This window comes from Mycobacterium sp. IDUB_36, assembly GCF_055419225.1.
Genome location: NZ_JBVAXH010000001.1, coordinates 2,875,264 through 2,890,335 on the forward strand (window position 1 = coordinate 2,875,264; position 15,072 = coordinate 2,890,335).

The 15,072-nt window shown below is 65.3% G+C and carries 15 protein-coding genes; 11 read left to right on the plus strand and 4 right to left on the minus strand.

The annotated features are described in order from the left end of the window. Positions 1–46 precede the first annotated feature (46 nt). Genes ACZYW1_RS14210 through ACZYW1_RS14245 form a run of 8 tightly spaced genes read left to right on the plus strand, consistent with a single transcriptional unit; the run spans position 47 to position 8,795 of the window. A complete protein-coding gene (locus tag ACZYW1_RS14210; RefSeq protein ID WP_463786694.1) occupies positions 47–1,249 on the plus strand; it encodes an MCE family protein in 1,203 nt (400 codons plus the stop codon). Next, positions 1,249–2,298 carry an MCE family protein gene (locus ACZYW1_RS14215; RefSeq protein ID WP_463786695.1) on the plus strand — a complete coding sequence of 350 codons (1,050 nt, stop codon included), beginning with the start codon at positions 1,249–1,251 and terminating at the stop codon, positions 2,296–2,298. The genes ACZYW1_RS14210 and ACZYW1_RS14215 overlap by 1 nt, the downstream gene beginning before the upstream one ends. After that, complete coding sequence (locus ACZYW1_RS14220) at positions 2,285–3,355, plus strand: MCE family protein (RefSeq protein ID WP_463786697.1); 1,071 nt, start codon at positions 2,285–2,287, stop codon at positions 3,353–3,355. Before ACZYW1_RS14215 ends, ACZYW1_RS14220 begins: the two co-directional genes overlap by 14 nt. After that, positions 3,352–4,773: a virulence factor Mce family protein gene (locus tag ACZYW1_RS14225; protein WP_463786698.1), complete on the plus strand. Its 1,422-nt coding sequence runs from the start codon at positions 3,352–3,354 to the stop codon at positions 4,771–4,773. The genes ACZYW1_RS14220 and ACZYW1_RS14225 overlap by 4 nt, the downstream gene beginning before the upstream one ends. After that, complete coding sequence (locus ACZYW1_RS14230; protein WP_463786701.1) at positions 4,770–5,930, plus strand: MCE family protein; 1,161 nt, start codon at positions 4,770–4,772, stop codon at positions 5,928–5,930. Before ACZYW1_RS14225 ends, ACZYW1_RS14230 begins: the two co-directional genes overlap by 4 nt. Then, entirely contained in the window at positions 5,930–7,639 is a 1,710-nt protein-coding gene (locus ACZYW1_RS14235) for an MCE family protein (protein ID WP_463786703.1), read from the plus strand. Before ACZYW1_RS14230 ends, ACZYW1_RS14235 begins: the two co-directional genes overlap by 1 nt. Then, positions 7,603–8,313, plus strand: a complete 711-nt coding sequence (locus tag ACZYW1_RS14240; protein ID WP_463787833.1) for a mammalian cell entry protein — start codon at positions 7,603–7,605, stop codon at positions 8,311–8,313. The genes ACZYW1_RS14235 and ACZYW1_RS14240 overlap by 37 nt, the downstream gene beginning before the upstream one ends. Then, entirely contained in the window at positions 8,313–8,795 is a 483-nt protein-coding gene (locus ACZYW1_RS14245) for a mammalian cell entry protein (protein WP_463786705.1), read from the plus strand. Before ACZYW1_RS14240 ends, ACZYW1_RS14245 begins: the two co-directional genes overlap by 1 nt. A gap of 13 nt (positions 8,796–8,808) precedes the next feature. Here ACZYW1_RS14245 and ACZYW1_RS14250 read toward each other — a convergent pair whose 3' ends face one another. Genes ACZYW1_RS14250 through ACZYW1_RS14260 form a run of 3 tightly spaced genes read right to left on the minus strand, consistent with a single transcriptional unit; the run spans position 8,809 to position 11,059 of the window. Next, a complete protein-coding gene (locus ACZYW1_RS14250) occupies positions 8,809–9,375 on the minus strand; it encodes a hypothetical protein (protein WP_463786707.1) in 567 nt (188 codons plus the stop codon). Positions 9,376–9,415: 40 nt separating this feature from the next. Further along, complete coding sequence (locus tag ACZYW1_RS14255) at positions 9,416–10,894, minus strand: alpha,alpha-trehalose-phosphate synthase (UDP-forming) (RefSeq protein WP_463786709.1); 1,479 nt, start codon at positions 10,892–10,894, stop codon at positions 9,416–9,418. After that, positions 10,895–11,059 (minus strand): hypothetical protein, encoded by a 165-nt coding sequence (locus tag ACZYW1_RS14260; protein ID WP_463786711.1) that lies wholly within the window; start codon positions 11,057–11,059, stop codon positions 10,895–10,897. It lies immediately after the preceding gene. 131 nt (positions 11,060–11,190) lie between these two features. Here ACZYW1_RS14260 and ACZYW1_RS14265 point away from each other — a divergent pair, with 131 nt between their 5' ends. The 3 genes from ACZYW1_RS14265 (at position 11,191) to ACZYW1_RS14275 (ending at position 14,384) form a co-directional block, all read left to right on the plus strand. After that, positions 11,191–12,090, plus strand: a complete 900-nt coding sequence (locus tag ACZYW1_RS14265; RefSeq protein WP_463786713.1) for an enoyl-CoA hydratase — start codon at positions 11,191–11,193, stop codon at positions 12,088–12,090. A 104-nt stretch (positions 12,091–12,194) separates the two neighbouring features. After that, the gene (locus ACZYW1_RS14270; RefSeq protein ID WP_463786714.1) at positions 12,195–13,022 is read left to right on the plus strand and encodes an SDR family oxidoreductase; all 828 of its coding nucleotides are present in this window, start codon (positions 12,195–12,197) and stop codon (positions 13,020–13,022) included. An 87-nt stretch (positions 13,023–13,109) separates the two neighbouring features. After that, entirely contained in the window at positions 13,110–14,384 is a 1,275-nt protein-coding gene (locus tag ACZYW1_RS14275) for an amidohydrolase family protein (RefSeq protein ID WP_463786716.1), read from the plus strand. Here the strand turns inward: ACZYW1_RS14275 and ACZYW1_RS14280 are convergent. Further along, complete coding sequence (locus ACZYW1_RS14280; protein WP_463786717.1) at positions 14,381–15,010, minus strand: PaaI family thioesterase; 630 nt, start codon at positions 15,008–15,010, stop codon at positions 14,381–14,383. The two genes, ACZYW1_RS14275 and ACZYW1_RS14280, sit on opposite strands and share 4 nt — an antisense overlap. Positions 15,011–15,072: the final 62 nt, after the last annotated feature.

The following is a 15,072-nucleotide window of genomic DNA, read 5'->3' on the forward strand; positions in this document are numbered from 1 at the left end:
GACGCGCGATGACTGAGCAGATGGGCATTTAGCAGAAAGGGGGACAGTGGCAAGCACCGGCGCACAACGCACTCACGTCAGGCTGGCAGCGGCGCTGCTGGCCTCTCTGCTGCTTGGGTTCGTGGTGCTGACCTATCTGTCCTACACGGCCGCGTTCTCCCCGGTCGACACCGTCACGCTCACTGCGCCGCGCGCCGGCCTCGAGATGGACCGCGGCAACAAGGTCAAGTACCGCGGCATCCAGATCGGCAAGGTCGACGAGATCAGCTACGAGGGCGAGCATGCTCAGCTCACACTCGCGATCGATGGTGGCCAGCTGCACTACATCCCGTCCAACGCCGCCGTCCACATCGCCAGCAGCACAGTCTTCGGGGCCAAGTCGGTGGAGTTCATTCCACCCAAGGCGGCATCGCCCGCGGCGCTGCGGCCGGGTTCGCATCTGGCGGTCTCAGCGGTCTCGCTGGAAGTCAACACACTGTTCCAATCGCTCATCGGGCTGCTGCAGAAAATCGATCCGGTCGAATTGAACGGGACACTGAGTGCGCTCGCCGAGGGGCTACGCGGGCATGGTCACGACCTGGGCGGCGTGCTGTCGGGGCTCAATACCCTGACACAGCAACTGAACCCGAAGCTTCCGGCGTTGCAGCAGGACTTCCGTCGGACCGCTGCCGTAGCCAACATCTACGCTGACGCGGCACCCGATCTGGTCACCGTCTTCGAGAACACCCCCACCATCGCCAAGACCGTGGTGGACCAGCAGACCAACCTCAACACCAGCCTGCTGTCGGCAATAGGCCTGTCCAACAACGCATACGACACGCTGGCGCCGGCCGAACAGAATCTGATCGACGGGATCAAGCGACTGCGCGCCCCGCTGAAGGTCGCCGCCGACTATTCGCCCGAATTCGGCTGCCTGTTCGGAGCCATCAATCGCGGCATCCAGGAATTCGCGCCCATCCTCGGTGTCAAGAAGGCGGGTCTGTTCACCTCGTCGAGCTTCATCCTCGGTGCCCCGACCTACACCTATCCGGAAAGCCTGCCGAGGGTCAACGCCTCCGGTGGCCCGAACTGCCGCGGCCTGCCGGACCTACCGACCAAGCAGACCGGCGGCTCGTGGTACCGCGCTCCGTTCCTGGTGACTGACAACGCGAACATTCCCTACGAGCCGTTCACCGAGCTTCAGGTCGACGCCCCGTCCACGCTGCAGTGGCTGTTCCACGGCGCGTTCGCCGAGCGGGACGACTTCTGATGGACAATTACGAATCGCAGCGATCGATCATGGTGAAGGTCGGAATCTTCACCGTGACCATGCTTTTGGTGGCGCTCGGTCTGGTGGTGACGTTCGGCGAATTCCGCTTCGGGCCGTCGAACACCTATCACGCGAACTTTCTCGACGCCACCCGACTGAAGGGCAACCAGAAAGTTCGTATTGCCGGGGTGCCGGTTGGCGCGGTGAAGGAAGTCAAGCTCAACCCGAACAACACCGTGGACGTGGAGTTCACCGTCGACAAGCGCTACACGTTGTACTCGTCGACTCGCGCGCTGATCCGCTACGACAACCTGGTGGGCGACCGGTTCCTCGAAATCGCTTCGGGCCCAGGTGAACTGCGAAAGCTTTCGCCGGGCGCGACGATCGACCAACGTCACACCCAGCCCGCGCTGGACCTCGACGCCCTGCTCGGCGGCCTGCGCCCGGTGCTCAAGGGACTGGACGCCGACAAGATCAACAGCATCAGCGGTTACGTCATCGATCTTCTGCAGGGCCAGGGTGGCGCGCTGTCGAACCTGCTGGCCAACACCAACGCGTTCGGCTCGACGCTGGGTGCCCGCGACCAGGCCATCGGCAGCGTGATCACCAACCTCAACGCCGTGCTGGCCAACGTCGACGCCAAGGGTGCGCAGTTCTCCGACACCGTCGACCAGTTGCAGAAACTGATCACCGGTCTGGCCGAGGGCCGCGACGCGATTGCCGGAGCCATTCAGCCGCTGGCCACCACCACGACGGATCTGACTGACCTGCTGAAGCATTCACGACGGCCGCTGCAAGGAATCATCGAGAACACCCGCCCGCTGGCCGGCGAGCTGGTCGATCGACTCCCCGAGGTCAACAACGACATCGAGCAACTCGGCGAGGACTATCTCCGGCTGTCCGCGCTCGGTGCCTACGGCGCGTACTTCAACATCTACTTCTGCACGGTGTCGCTGAAGATCAACGGCCCGGCCGGTAGCGACATCATCATCCCGATGGGCGGCCAGGTGGATCCGAGCAAAGGCAGGTGCGCTTTTGTCAACAAGTAGCACCCACCGCCGCGACCGCGACCCACTCCGCACCGGGATCTTCGGGGTGGTCCTCGTGGTGTGCGTCATCCTGGTCGCGTTCGGCTACACCTCGTTGCCGTTCTGGCCGCAAGGCCGGCCCTACACCGCGTACTTCGCCGACGCCGGAGGCCTCGACCCCGGCAACGATGTCTACGTTTCCGGCATCAAAGTGGGTAAGGTGCAGGCGGTTTCGCTTGCCGGCGACACCGCCAGGGTGGACTTCACCGTCGACCGCCACGTCAACGTCGGGAACGGCTCGCTCGCGGCGATCCGCACGGAGACCATCCTCGGCCAGCGCGCCGTGGCAGTGACACCGTCCGGAGCGGGAACCGCCACGACCATCCCGTTGAGTCGTACGACGACGCCGTACGCACTGGGCTCGGCGCTGGAAGACCTGGGCCACACTGCCGGCGAGCTGGACAAGGCGCAGTTCGAGAAGTCGCTGAAGGTGCTGACCGACGCATTACACGACGCCACGCCGCAGCTGCGCGGAGCGCTGGACGGCATCACCTCGCTGTCGCGCTCGTTGAACACCCGCGACGAGGCGCTGGAACAGCTTCTCGCGCATGCCAAGTCGGTGACAGGGGTGCTTGCCGAGCGTGCGGGCCAGGTGAACAAACTGATCGTCGACGGAAACCAGTTGTTCGCCGCGCTCGATGCCCGCCGCGCCGCGCTGGGGGAGCTGATCGGCGGCATCGACGACGTGTCGGCACAGTTGTCCGGCTTCGTCGCCGACAACCGCAAGGAGTTCGGTCCGGCGCTGAGCAAGCTCAACACCGTGCTCGACGACCTCAACGAACGTCGTGACTACATCAGCGAAGCGCTGAAACGGCTGCCGGCCTACGCAACCACGCTCGGTGAGGTGGTGGGATCCGGGCCTGGATTCAACGTGAACGTCTACGGTGTGATCCCGGCGCCTATCGTCGGCATGATGTTCGACGCCGTGTTCCAGCCCGGCAAGCTGCCGAACAGCTTCGCGGATTACCTGCGCGGCCTCGTGCAGGAGCGCTGGAAATTGAGGCCGCAGTCGCCATGACACTTACCTCGGCTATCCGGCAACGTCGTCGCGGTGTGCGGCTGACGTTGGCTGTGCTGCTTGCGGTTTCGCTCGCTGTGAGCGCTTATCTGGTCTGGCCGGGTCGTGTGGGCAACAAGATCGTCGGCTACTTCACCTCGGCGGTCGGGTTGTACCCCGGCGACCAGGTTCGGATCGTCGGCGTTCCCGTCGGCACGATCGACTCGATCGAGCCGCGGGCCGAGGACGTCAAGATCACCATGTCGGTGGACAGCGGCGTCAAAATCCCCTCGGATGCGCGCGCGATCGTCATGTCGCCCAACTTGGTTGCGGCGCGGTTCATTCAGCTCGCCCCGGCGTACACCAGCGGGCCGGCATTGTCCGACGGGGCGGCCATCCCGTTGGCCAAGACAGCGGTGCCGGTGGAGTGGGACGAGGTCAAAGAGTCGCTGACCGATCTCGCCAAACAACTCAGTCCCGCGGCCGGGGAGCTGCAGGGGCCGCTGGGCAAGGCGATCAACCAGGCCGCGGATACCTTCAACGGCAACGGTGATTCGTTCCGTACCTCACTGCGGGAGCTCTCGCAGGCCGCCGGCCGGCTGGGCGATTCGCGCACCGACATCTTCGGCACGGTCAAGAACCTGCAAGTACTTGTCGACGCGTTGTCGGCGAGCAACGAGCAGATCGTCTCGTTCGCCGGACACGTGGCCTCGGTGTCGCAGGTCCTGGCCAAGAGCTCTACCCACCTCGACAACACCCTCGGCACCTTGAACCAGGCGCTGATCGACGTCAAAGGCTTCCTGCAGCAGAACAACTCGACGCTGATCGGCACGGTCAACAAGCTCACCGACCTGACCCAGGTGTTGAGCGACCAGAGCGAAGACATCGAGCAGGTGCTGCACGTCGCCGGACCTGGTATCTCCAACTTCTACAACATCTACGACCCGGCGCAGGGAACGCTGAACGGCCTGATATCGATTCCCGAGTTCGCCAACCCGGTGCAGTTCATCTGCGGTGGTTCCTTCGACACGGTGGCGGGTCTGTCCGGCCCGGACTACTACAAGCGCGCCGAGATCTGCCGCGAGCGACTGGGTCCGCCATTGCGCCGACTGACATTCAACTATCCGCCGCTGATGTTCCACCCGCTGAACATGATCACCGCGTACAAGGGCCAGATCCAATACGACACCCCGGAGACCCAGGCCAAGTCTCAGACACCCATCCCGGATCTGCATTGGATACCGGCGCCCGGTGCACATCCGCCCAGCGCGACCGACCTGCAGGCGATGATGGTGCCGCAGGCAGGACCCGTCGGTGGGTCCCCGGCAGCAGGTGCACCAGGTCCGGCCCCGAGTCCGTTCGGCCCACGGCCCGGTCCCGGACCGGCCGCGCCACCGCCCGTCCTGCCGTTGCCCGCCGAACAGGGAGCCGGCCGATGAAGCGGATCTTGTTGCGCGGCAGCGCCTTGGCTGCCGGAACCGCGCTGCTGGCCGGCTGCCAGTTCGGCGGACTCAACTCGGTGGCGCTGCCCGGCACAGCCGGACACGGCTCCGGTTCGTTCTCGATCACCGTGGACCTGGCCGACGTCGCGACGCTTCCGCAGAACTCGCCCGTCATGGTCGATGACGTCACGGTGGGCAGTGTCTCGGGTATCGACGCGTTGCAGCGCCGCGACGGAACTTTCTACGCCGCGGTCAAGCTGGCGCTGGACAAGAACGTCGTGCTGCCGGCCAATTCGATTGCCCGGGTGGCGCAGACGTCGCTGCTCGGTTCCCAGCACGTCGAGCTCGCGGCCCCGCCGGATCAGCCGGCCGTCGGCCGACTCGTCGAGGGCTCGGCCATCCAAGAAGCGCGGACCAGCCGCTTTCCGACCACCGAGGAAGTGTTCTCCGCCCTCGGCGTGGTGGTCAACAAAGGCAATCTCGGTGCGCTGCAAGAAATCACCGACGAGACCTATCAGGCGGTCGCCGGCCGGGAGGGGCAGTTCACCAACCTGGTGCCGCGGCTGGCAGAGCTGACGGCCGGGCTGAACAACCAGGTGAAGGACATCGTCGCCGCCATCGACGGACTCGACCGGTTCTCGACGATCCTGGCCGACAACAAGGACAGCCTGGGGCGGACGCTGGAGACGCTGCCCGAGGCACTGCGGGTGCTCAACAAGAACCGGGACAAGATCGTCGAGGCGTTCGGCGCACTGAAGAAAGTCTCGACCGTTGCGGCGCATGTGCTTTCGCAGACCAAGGTCGACTTCGCCGCCGACGTCAAAGACATCTATGCCAACATCAAAGCGCTGGCCGACAACCGGAAGAACTTCGTGACGTCGATGCAGTTACTGCTGACGTTCCCGTTCCCGAACTTCGGCATCAAGCAGGCGGTGCGTGGTGACTATCTGAACGTGTTCACCACGTTCGATCTCACCGTGCGGCGACTGGGCGAGACGTTCTTCACCACGTCGTGGCCGCTGGACCCGAACATGCAGCACATGAAGGAGATTCTCAATCCGCCGGACTTCCTGCTCGGGGAAATGGCCAACCTCTCCGGACAGGCCGCGGACCCGTTCAAGATTCCGCCCGGCACGCCAGCGGGGAACAACTGATGCTGGACCGACTGACTCGTATCCAACTGGCCATCTTCGCAGTGGTCACGGTGATCACCGTGGTCATCATGGCGATCTTCTACCTCAGGTTGCCCGCCGCGCTGGGTATCGGAACATACCGTGTGACAGCGAATTTCGTCGCCGGCGGTGGGCTGTACAAGAATGCCAACGTCACCTACCGCGGAGTTGCGGTGGGCCGGGTCGATTCGGTGGGCCTCACCCCTGACGGCGTTGACGCGGTGATGCGACTGAACAGCGGCACCGTCGTCCCGTCGAACGTCACCGCATCGGTGAAGAGCGTCTCCGCCATCGGTGAGCAGTACATCGATCTGGTGCCTCCCAAGCATGCGGCATCCGACAAACTGCACAACGGATCGCGAATCGACCGGGCCAACACCGTGATCGGTGTGGACATCGCGACGCTGCTGCACCAATCGGAGACGCTGGTCAACAGCGTGGCCGACACCCGGCTACGCGAACTGCTGCGCGAGACCTTCAAGGCCTTCAACGGATCCGGACCGGAACTGGCCCGGTTGTTCGAGTCGTCGCGGCTGCTGGTGGAGCAGGCCAACGCGGATTTCCCGCAGGCCTCGCAACTGATCGATCAGGTCGGCCCGTTCCTGCAGAGTCAGATCCGCTCCGGCAACGACATCAGGGCGTTGTCGGACGGCCTGGCCCGGTTCACTTCCGAAGTGCGCCAGGCTGATCCACAGCTACGCACGCTGCTGACCGTCGTTCCGCCCGCGGTGGACCAGGCCAACACCGCGTTCTCCGGTATTCGCCCGTCGTTCCCGATGCTGGCGGCGAACCTGGCCAACCTGGGTCGCGTCGGGGTCATCTATCACAAGTCGATCGAGCAGCTGCTGGTCGTCTTGCCGGCCCTGTTCGCCGCGATCATCACCGCGGCCAACGGCGCGCCCCAAGACGAGGGCGCCAAGCTCGACTTCAAGGTCAATGTCGATCCGCCGCCGTGCACCACCGGTTTCATTCCGCCACCGCTGATTCGGACCCCCGCGGACGAAACTTTGCGAGAACTGCCGACGGACATGTACTGCAAGACCGCGCAGAACGACCCGGCGGCGGTCCGCGGTGCGCGCAACTACCCGTGCCAGGAGTTTCCGGGCAAGCGGGCGCCGACCGTCGCGCTGTGTCGCGACCCGAAGGGCTACGTGCCGATCGGTACCAACCCGTGGCGTGGACCGCCGATCCCGTACGGGACGCCGGTGACGAATGGGCTGAACATCCTGCCGCCCAACAAGTATCCGTTCATTCCGCCGGGCAACGACCCGGATCCGGGAACGCCGATCGCCGGGGCGCTTCCGCCCGGGGTGATCGAAGGACCCGGGCCGGCGCCACACCAGCCGTTCCCGGCACAGCCACCACCCAACACCGGCGGTACGGACGGGCGGCAGGCCTGGATACCCCCCTCGCCGTATCCGCCGCAGGCTCCGGCCATCCCCTTCCCGAAGGCCGTCCCCGCCCCGCCGCCTCCGGTGGGGTTGCCGGGAGCGCCGTACCCGCCGGCCGAGAAGCCTTGGGGCCCACCGCCGGGTGCGGCCCCGCGGGCCAACGGGACGTCGTACACCACCTATGACGACAGCACCGGGGAGTTCCAGGACCCGTCCGGCGGCACTGGTATTTTTGCGCCCGGCAAAGCGTCGACCGCGGAGAACTGGTTGGACCTGATGCTCGACCCGAGGCAGTTGTGACCGAGAACGAATCGACCGCGCGTCCCCCGCGCCGCCGGGCGTCGCGGGCTGCCGGTCCGCATGGCGGTGAGCCGGCCACCACCACGGTCGAGGTGGAGACCGCGGCATCGCCGGTCAAGCGGCCGAATGTACCGCTCGGTTCGCCGCCGCGCCGACCCGCGAACAGCAGGCGGGTCGGGTGGATCGCGTTGGCGGCCGGTCTGATCGGGATTGCGATACTGGCCGTCGGGGTGTGGTTCGAGATCTATCAGCAACGTCACGCCGATGCCGCGCTCGCTCGATCGCAGCGCTTCGTCGACACCGCCACCCAGACCGTGGTCAACATGTTCAGCTACAAGCAGGACAACATCGACCAGAGCGTCGCCAGATTCGTCGAGGGCACCAGCGGACCCCTGCACGGCATGCTCAGCAGCAACAACAACGTCGAGAACATCAAGGCGTTGTTCCGCCACACCGACGCGAACTCCGAGGCGGTCGTCAACGGTGCCGCACTGGAAAGTATTGACAGTGTGAGCGATAACGCTTCGGTACTGGTGTCCATTCGCGTCACGGTGACCGATTTGGACGGGGTCAACAAGCCGTCCCAGCCCTACCGCATGCGGGTGATCGTGCACGAGGACGAGAGCGGGCGGATGACCGGTTACGACTTGAAGTATCCCGACGGGGGCAATTGATGCGATGGTTCATCACCGCCGTTGTGTGCCTGCTGACCTCCGCCTTTGTCGGGTTGGCCGGTCTGGGGGGCTGGCTGTACTGGGAGCGGGTCGAGACTCGCGGTGAGCAGGCCGCCCGCACCGCGCTTCCGCCGTTGGCCACCAAGCAGATTCCGGAAGTATTCGCCTATGACTTCCAGACGGTGGAGCGCAGTCTGAGCGCCGCATACCCGCTGCTGACCCCGGCTTACCGCCGGGAGTTCGAGAAGAGCGCCAACGACAAGATCATCCCCGAGGCACGCAAGCGCGAGGTCGTGGTACAGGCGAGCGTGGTGGGCGTGGGAGTGATGAGCGCACAACGCAATTCAGCGTCGGTGATGGTGTACATGAATCGCACTGTGACCGACAAATCGCGCCAGCCGCTGTATGACGGTAGCCGGCTGCGGATCGAGTATCAGCGCATCGACGGCACGTGGTTGATCAACTTCATCACGCCGATCTAGCCGGTCCGGGGCGTCAGCGGCACTGCCCGATCTCGTTGCAGTTCAACGGATAACGATCGACCGGGTTAGGCAGGGGTCCCGTGAGGGCCAGCGAGAACGGTGTCTTGGTCATCGCGGGCTGTAGGCCGCAGACATCACCGTGAATGCTGGTGTGCGTGCCGGTGAGTGACACGTCGTCGAAGGCGTAGGTATCCGTCGAGGCCGCTGTGCTGCCGTCAGGGCATGCGACGCCATTGGTCTTGGGGACCTGAAAGGTCCATAGATCGCTGGTCAATCGGGCCCGGCCGACGTAATTCGCCATCTTCTCCGGACGGCTGATCACCCGGGCGGTGGTGCTGCTGACGTTCAGCGCGCACAGGTCGGCGGCGATGACGGGGTCGCTGAAGTCGGGGATCGCCCGTTGCCGCGACGGGGCGTCACACAGCGCGGAGATCTTCCACGTCGCCGCGGGCACGCCGGCCTCGGTGAAGGTGTAGATGCCGTCCGGGGGCGGCCCGAGTGCCTGTGCGGGACCCGATGTTCCGACAGCGACGAGTGTGATGGCTGCGGCGGCGGTCAGGCCGCGGGAGATGAGCGCCATGCGTCGAGTATCGCAGCGCGCCAACCGCCGCACCACGGATTCAGCTGTTTGACGGCTGACCGGCGGCCAGCGCGTCCAGGAATGCCCGGGCCCACCGGTCGACGTCATGGATCAGCACCTGCCGTCGCAAGGCCCGCATCCGTCGCCGCCCCTCGGCCTCTGGCTGACCGATCGCCGCCTCGATAGCGTCTTTGACACCTTCGAGGTCGTGTGGGTTGACCAGGTAGGCCTGCGTGAGTTCTGCTGCGGCGCCGGTGAATTCGCTGAGCACGAGTGCGCCGCCAAGATCGCTGCGGCACGCGACGTATTCCTTGGCCACCAGATTCATGCCGTCTCGCAGCGGGGTCACCAGCATGACGTCGGCGGCCACGAAGAACGAGATGAGTTCGTCGCGGGGGATGGGGCGATGCAGGTAATGCACCACCGGGCGGCCGACCTCGCCGTATTCGCCGTTGATGTGGCCGACCTGGCGCTCGATGTCCTCGCGCAGTTTCTGATAGCTCTCCACCCGTTCGCGGCTCGGGGTGGCCAGCTGAACCAGCACGGTGTCTTCACCTTTGACGCGGCCTTCGGCAAGCAGTTCCGACAGCGCGTTGAGCCTGACGTCGATGCCCTTGGTGTAATCCAACCGGTCGACGCCGAGCATGATTCGGCGGGGATTTCCGATTTCGGCGCGGATCTCCTTGGCCCGTTTCCGGATGTTGCGGTTGCGGCCTTTCTGGTCGAGCTCGGCCGAGTCGATGGAGATGGGGAATGCCCCCACGCGCACGACGCGATCGTCGAGGTGCACCTCACCGAGGCGTGAACGCACGCCGACCGATCCGCGGGAGGTACTCGCGTCGAGCAGGCGTCGCGCCAGGATGAGGAAGTTCTGCGCGCCGCCGGCCAGATGAAAGCCGACCAGATCGGCGCCCAGCAGACCCTTGACGATCTCGGTGCGCCACGGCATCTGCATGAACAATTCGACCGGCGGGAACGGGATGTGCAGGAAAAACCCGATCGTCAGATCGGGCCGGAGTTCACGCAGCATCGCCGGTACCAGCTGAAGCTGGTAGTCCTGCACCCAGACGATCGCGTCCTGGGCGGCGGCTCGCGCGGTGGCCTCGGCGAACCGGCGGTTGACGTCGACGTAGCGGTCCCACCATTCCCGGTGGTAGATCGGTTTGACGATGACGTCGTGATACAGCGGCCACAGCGCGGCATTGGAGAAGCCTTCGTAGTACTCCTCGACGTCGTCGGCCGAGAGCCGCACCGGATACAGCCGGAGGTCGTCGTCGTCGATGGGCTCGTCGACGACGTCCACGTCCTCGTCGGCGACGCCGGGCCACCCGATCCAGGCGCCGCGACGGCGGCGCAGCAGCGGCTCCAGCGCGGTGACCAGACCGCCCGGGCTGCGCTTCCAGTTGGTGGTGCCGTCGGGCAATCGCTCCATGTCGATCGGCAGCCGGTTGGCGACGACGACGAAGTCGGAAACACCGGAGGAAGGGCTCTTGGAGCCCTTGCCGCCCGCGCGGGGCACTTACACCTCGATCTTCGCGGGTCCAATACCAAGCATCGCGAGGAAGACGCGGCACTCGTCGGCGTCCATCGCATAGGCCGCGACGACGCGCCTGGCCTGGCTTGCGGTGTCGTCGGCCAACGGCTCCACGTCTTCGATTTCGCTGGTGTCAGATTTGGCGGGCATGACATAACTGTAGGCGAAGTGCGTGATCAACCGCTCAGCGCGCTGCAACCCCGCCGGGGCGGCGTTACGGCCTGGTCGTAATGTGTAACTCCGCAGGACCATAGGCAAAGCCGAGGCGAATGAGGTGGCCGATGTCAGACTCCGATGAGTTGGTGGCTTACGAAACTCTCGACGAAGGCCGCATCGCGCGGATCTGGCTGAACCGCCCCGAGGCGCACAACGCGCAGAGCCGCGGCTTGCTTGTGCAACTCGACGAAGCGTTCCTGCGTGCCGAGGCCGACGACGCCGTGCGCGTGGTGATCCTGGCCGCTCGCGGAAGGAACTTCTCCGCCGGCCACGACCTCGGGTCCGAGCTGGCGCTGGCCGAGCGGGCTCCGGGTGACGCCCAGCTGCCCAGCTTCCGGAGCAACGGCGGCACCCGCGAAGCGGTCATGGAGAAGGTCTACCTCCAGGAGTGGCACTACTTCTTCCAGAACACCTGCCGCTGGCGGGATCTACGCAAGATCACGATCGCCCAGGTGCAGGGCAACGCGATCTCGGCCGGCCTGATGCTGATCTGGGCGTGCGACCTGATCGTCGCCGCCGACAACGCGAAATTCAGCGACGTGGTCGGTGTCCGGATGGGGATGCCGGGAGTCGAATACTTCGCTCACCCTTGGGAATTCGGCGCACGGAAAGCCAAGGAGTTGCTGCTGACCGGTGACTCGCTGGACGCCGACGAGGCTTACCGGCTCGGCATGGTGTCCAAAGTATTTCCGGCCGACGACTTGGCGGACAAGACGCTCGAGTTCGCCCGCCGGATCGCGGAGCGGCCGACCATGGCGGCCCTGTTGATCAAGGATTCGGTCAACGCCGCGTCCGACGCGACGGGCTTCACCGAAGCGCTACGGCACGCCTTCCACATCCACGAGCTGGGACACGCGCACTGGGCGGCGCACAACGAGAACCGCTACCCCGTCGGACTGCCACCCGACGTCGAGGACTGGCGTAACCCCAAGCCCACGTCGATCGCCCGCAAGGACACCCCGTAGTCGCGAGGGGCGCCGGTCCGAGGACCCACAGCTCTCGGAGCTTGTCGTCATGGGTGTGGTTGTATGACTAGAACGTGTTTCAGTTTTCGGTGCGAGGGGTTGGCATGCAGCTTTCGTTCGAGGACCGCACCTACCTGGTGACCGGCGGTGGCAGCGGCATCGGTAAAGGTGTCGCCGCCGGCCTGGTCGCCTCCGGGGCGTCGGTCATGATCATCGGCCGCAACGCCGACCGCCTGGCAGCGGCGGTCGAGGAGATCGGCGACGGCCAGAGCGGCGAGATTCGTTACGAACCCGCCGACGTGACCAATGAAGACGAGGTCACCCGCGCCGTCGAGGCCGCGACCGCCTGGCACGGGCGGTTACACGGCGCCGTGCACTGCGCCGGCGGATCGCTGACCATCGGGCCGCTCACCCAGATGGACTCCGACGCCTGGCGACGCACCGTGGACCTGAACATCAACGGCACCATGTACGTGCTCAAGCACTGCGCCCGCGAGATGGTGCGTGCCGGCGGCGGATCGTTCGTCGGCATCTCGTCGATCGCGTCCAGCAATACCCACCGCTGGTTCGGCGCTTACGGCGTCACCAAGGCCGGGCTCGACCATCTGATGCAGCTGGCCGCCGACGAACTCGGCCCGTCCTGGGTGCGGGTCAACAGCATCCGTCCGGGCCTGATCCGCACCGACATGGTCGCCGCGATCACCGATTCCCCCGAACTGTCCGAGGACTACGCGGCATGCACGCCGCTGCCGCGGGTCGGCGAGGCCGAAGACATCGCCAACATGGCGATGTTCCTCCTCAGCGACGCCGCGGGCTGGGTCACTGGTCAGGTGATCAACGTCGACGGCGGGCACCTGTTGCGCCGTGGTCCGGACTTCACCGCGATGCTCGAGCCGGCGTTCGGCGCCGACGGACTGCGCGGCGTCGTCTGATATCTGTCCGCTGATTGAGATGTCGATCTTGCGGTCACGTCGACATGCGGAAGGCTAGCCTCGACAGCGATACCGCCGGAGGACGCGATGCCTACAACGTGGGACACGATCGACCGTTACGTCGTCATTTCGACCGATACCCACGCCGGTGCGGATCTGCTGGATTACCGGCGATATCTGCCCGCGCAACTGCACGACGAGTTCGACGCCTGGGCCAAGACTTACGTCAGCCCATTCGACGACCTGATCGTTGCGACCGCGAACCGGAACTGGGATCACAAGCTCCGCATCGCTGAGATGGATGCCGACGGGGTCGCCGCAGAAGTGTTGCTGCCCAACACCGTTCCGCCGTTCTTCCCGACGACACCCAACATCACCATCAGTTTGCCCCGCACCCGGGACGAGTTCGAGAAGCGGTGGGCCGGGGTGCAGGCGCACAACCGTTGGCAGGTCGACTTCTGTTCCCTCGCCCCGACGCGACGTCGCGGTCTGATCCAGATCTTCCCCAACGACATCGAGCTGGCGATGCAGGAGATTCGCTGGGCCGCCGAACTGGATTGCTTTGGTGGCGTGCTGATTCCGCCGGTATCACCCGGCGACCCGCACGTGGCTCCGCTCTTCCACACCCGCTACGACCCGCTGTGGGAACTGTGTACCGAGTTGGATCTGACGGTGGTGCAGCATGCGGGGGCGGGTAGCCCGGAGATGCCGATGGACCAGCCCGCGTCCAACGCTGTCTTGGTCACCGAGATGGCGCTGTGGGCTCAGCGCACGCTCGGGCATCTGATTCTCGCCGGCGTCTTCGAGCGGTACCCGACGCTACGGTTCGTCCCGACGGAGCAGGGCACGCTGTGGGTGCAGTCGCAACTGGCCATTCTCGACGCCATGGTGCCGACCATGAAATCAGAAGCTGGGAACCGCACCTACGGAATGTTCGGTGGCTCCTCGGTCGACGCGTTGGCCCTGACGCCTACCGAATATGCAAGGCGGAATTGCTATTTGGCCAGTGAACTGACGCCCTACGAATCTCAGATGATCGATTTCATGGGGGCGGACCACATCATGTGGGGCAGTGACTACCCCCACGAAGAAGGCTTCACGCCACACTCCAAGCTCGCCATTCGCTGGGCGTTGCACAACCGGTCAGGGGATGAGTGCCGAAAGATCCTCGGAGGTAACGCAGGTCAGTTGTACCGCTTCGATCTCGAAGCGCTCGCACCCATCGCCAGCGAAATCGGTCCGACGGTCGCCGAGGTGCACACACCGCTCGAGGACACCGGATATCTCGCACCTGCTGCGTTCGCCTACCGGCCGTTCGAAGGCGGGCTGGCTCTCACGCGTCTGGCCCCCGTCCGCACTTAGCGAGTTCGGTCCCGAGGGTGGATGAACACGCCTTCGGCCTCGACGGTGACACCGCGTTCGTCCGCCAGGTGCCCGACGGCGAAAGTCTTGGCGCCCTCGACTCGGTCGATGCGGGCGCGGGCACTCAGTTCTCCGAGTGGAGTGCCACGCAGAAAACGGATGCGCAGGGTTCCGGTGTAAGCCGCCCTCCCCGGCTTGTGCGCTGTCGCGCCCAACACGTGGTCGAGCACCATTGCGCACACCCCGCCGTGCACCAGACCGGGTGGACCCTCATAAGCCGCGCCGAGACTGAAGTCGCTCCAGACATCGCCGTCTGACCCGCGATGGACCACCAGGGGAGGCGCGACGGCGTTGCGTAGACCGATCATCACGTTGCCCCAGGCCATCGGCCGGCCGTCCTCAGTGGCCTGGACGCCGAAAGAACCCGGCATCACCACAGCACCCAATTCCTCACTCGCGCAGTCGATGGCACGGCTGACGTCGACCAACGTGGGCGCGTCGGCCTGAGTTCTGATCGTGACATCGATGAGGCGACGCACGGAATCGGCCAGCTGTCGAGATGCCGACTCCAGCTCCGCCAAGTCATCGGTCACCAGAACCTCCGTCGCAGTCTGTGCGCAAGACATCGTTCGTCGCACAGCGTCTGCCGGGCAAGAGGGCCTCCCAGCCAGCGGTCAGTGACTCCCTG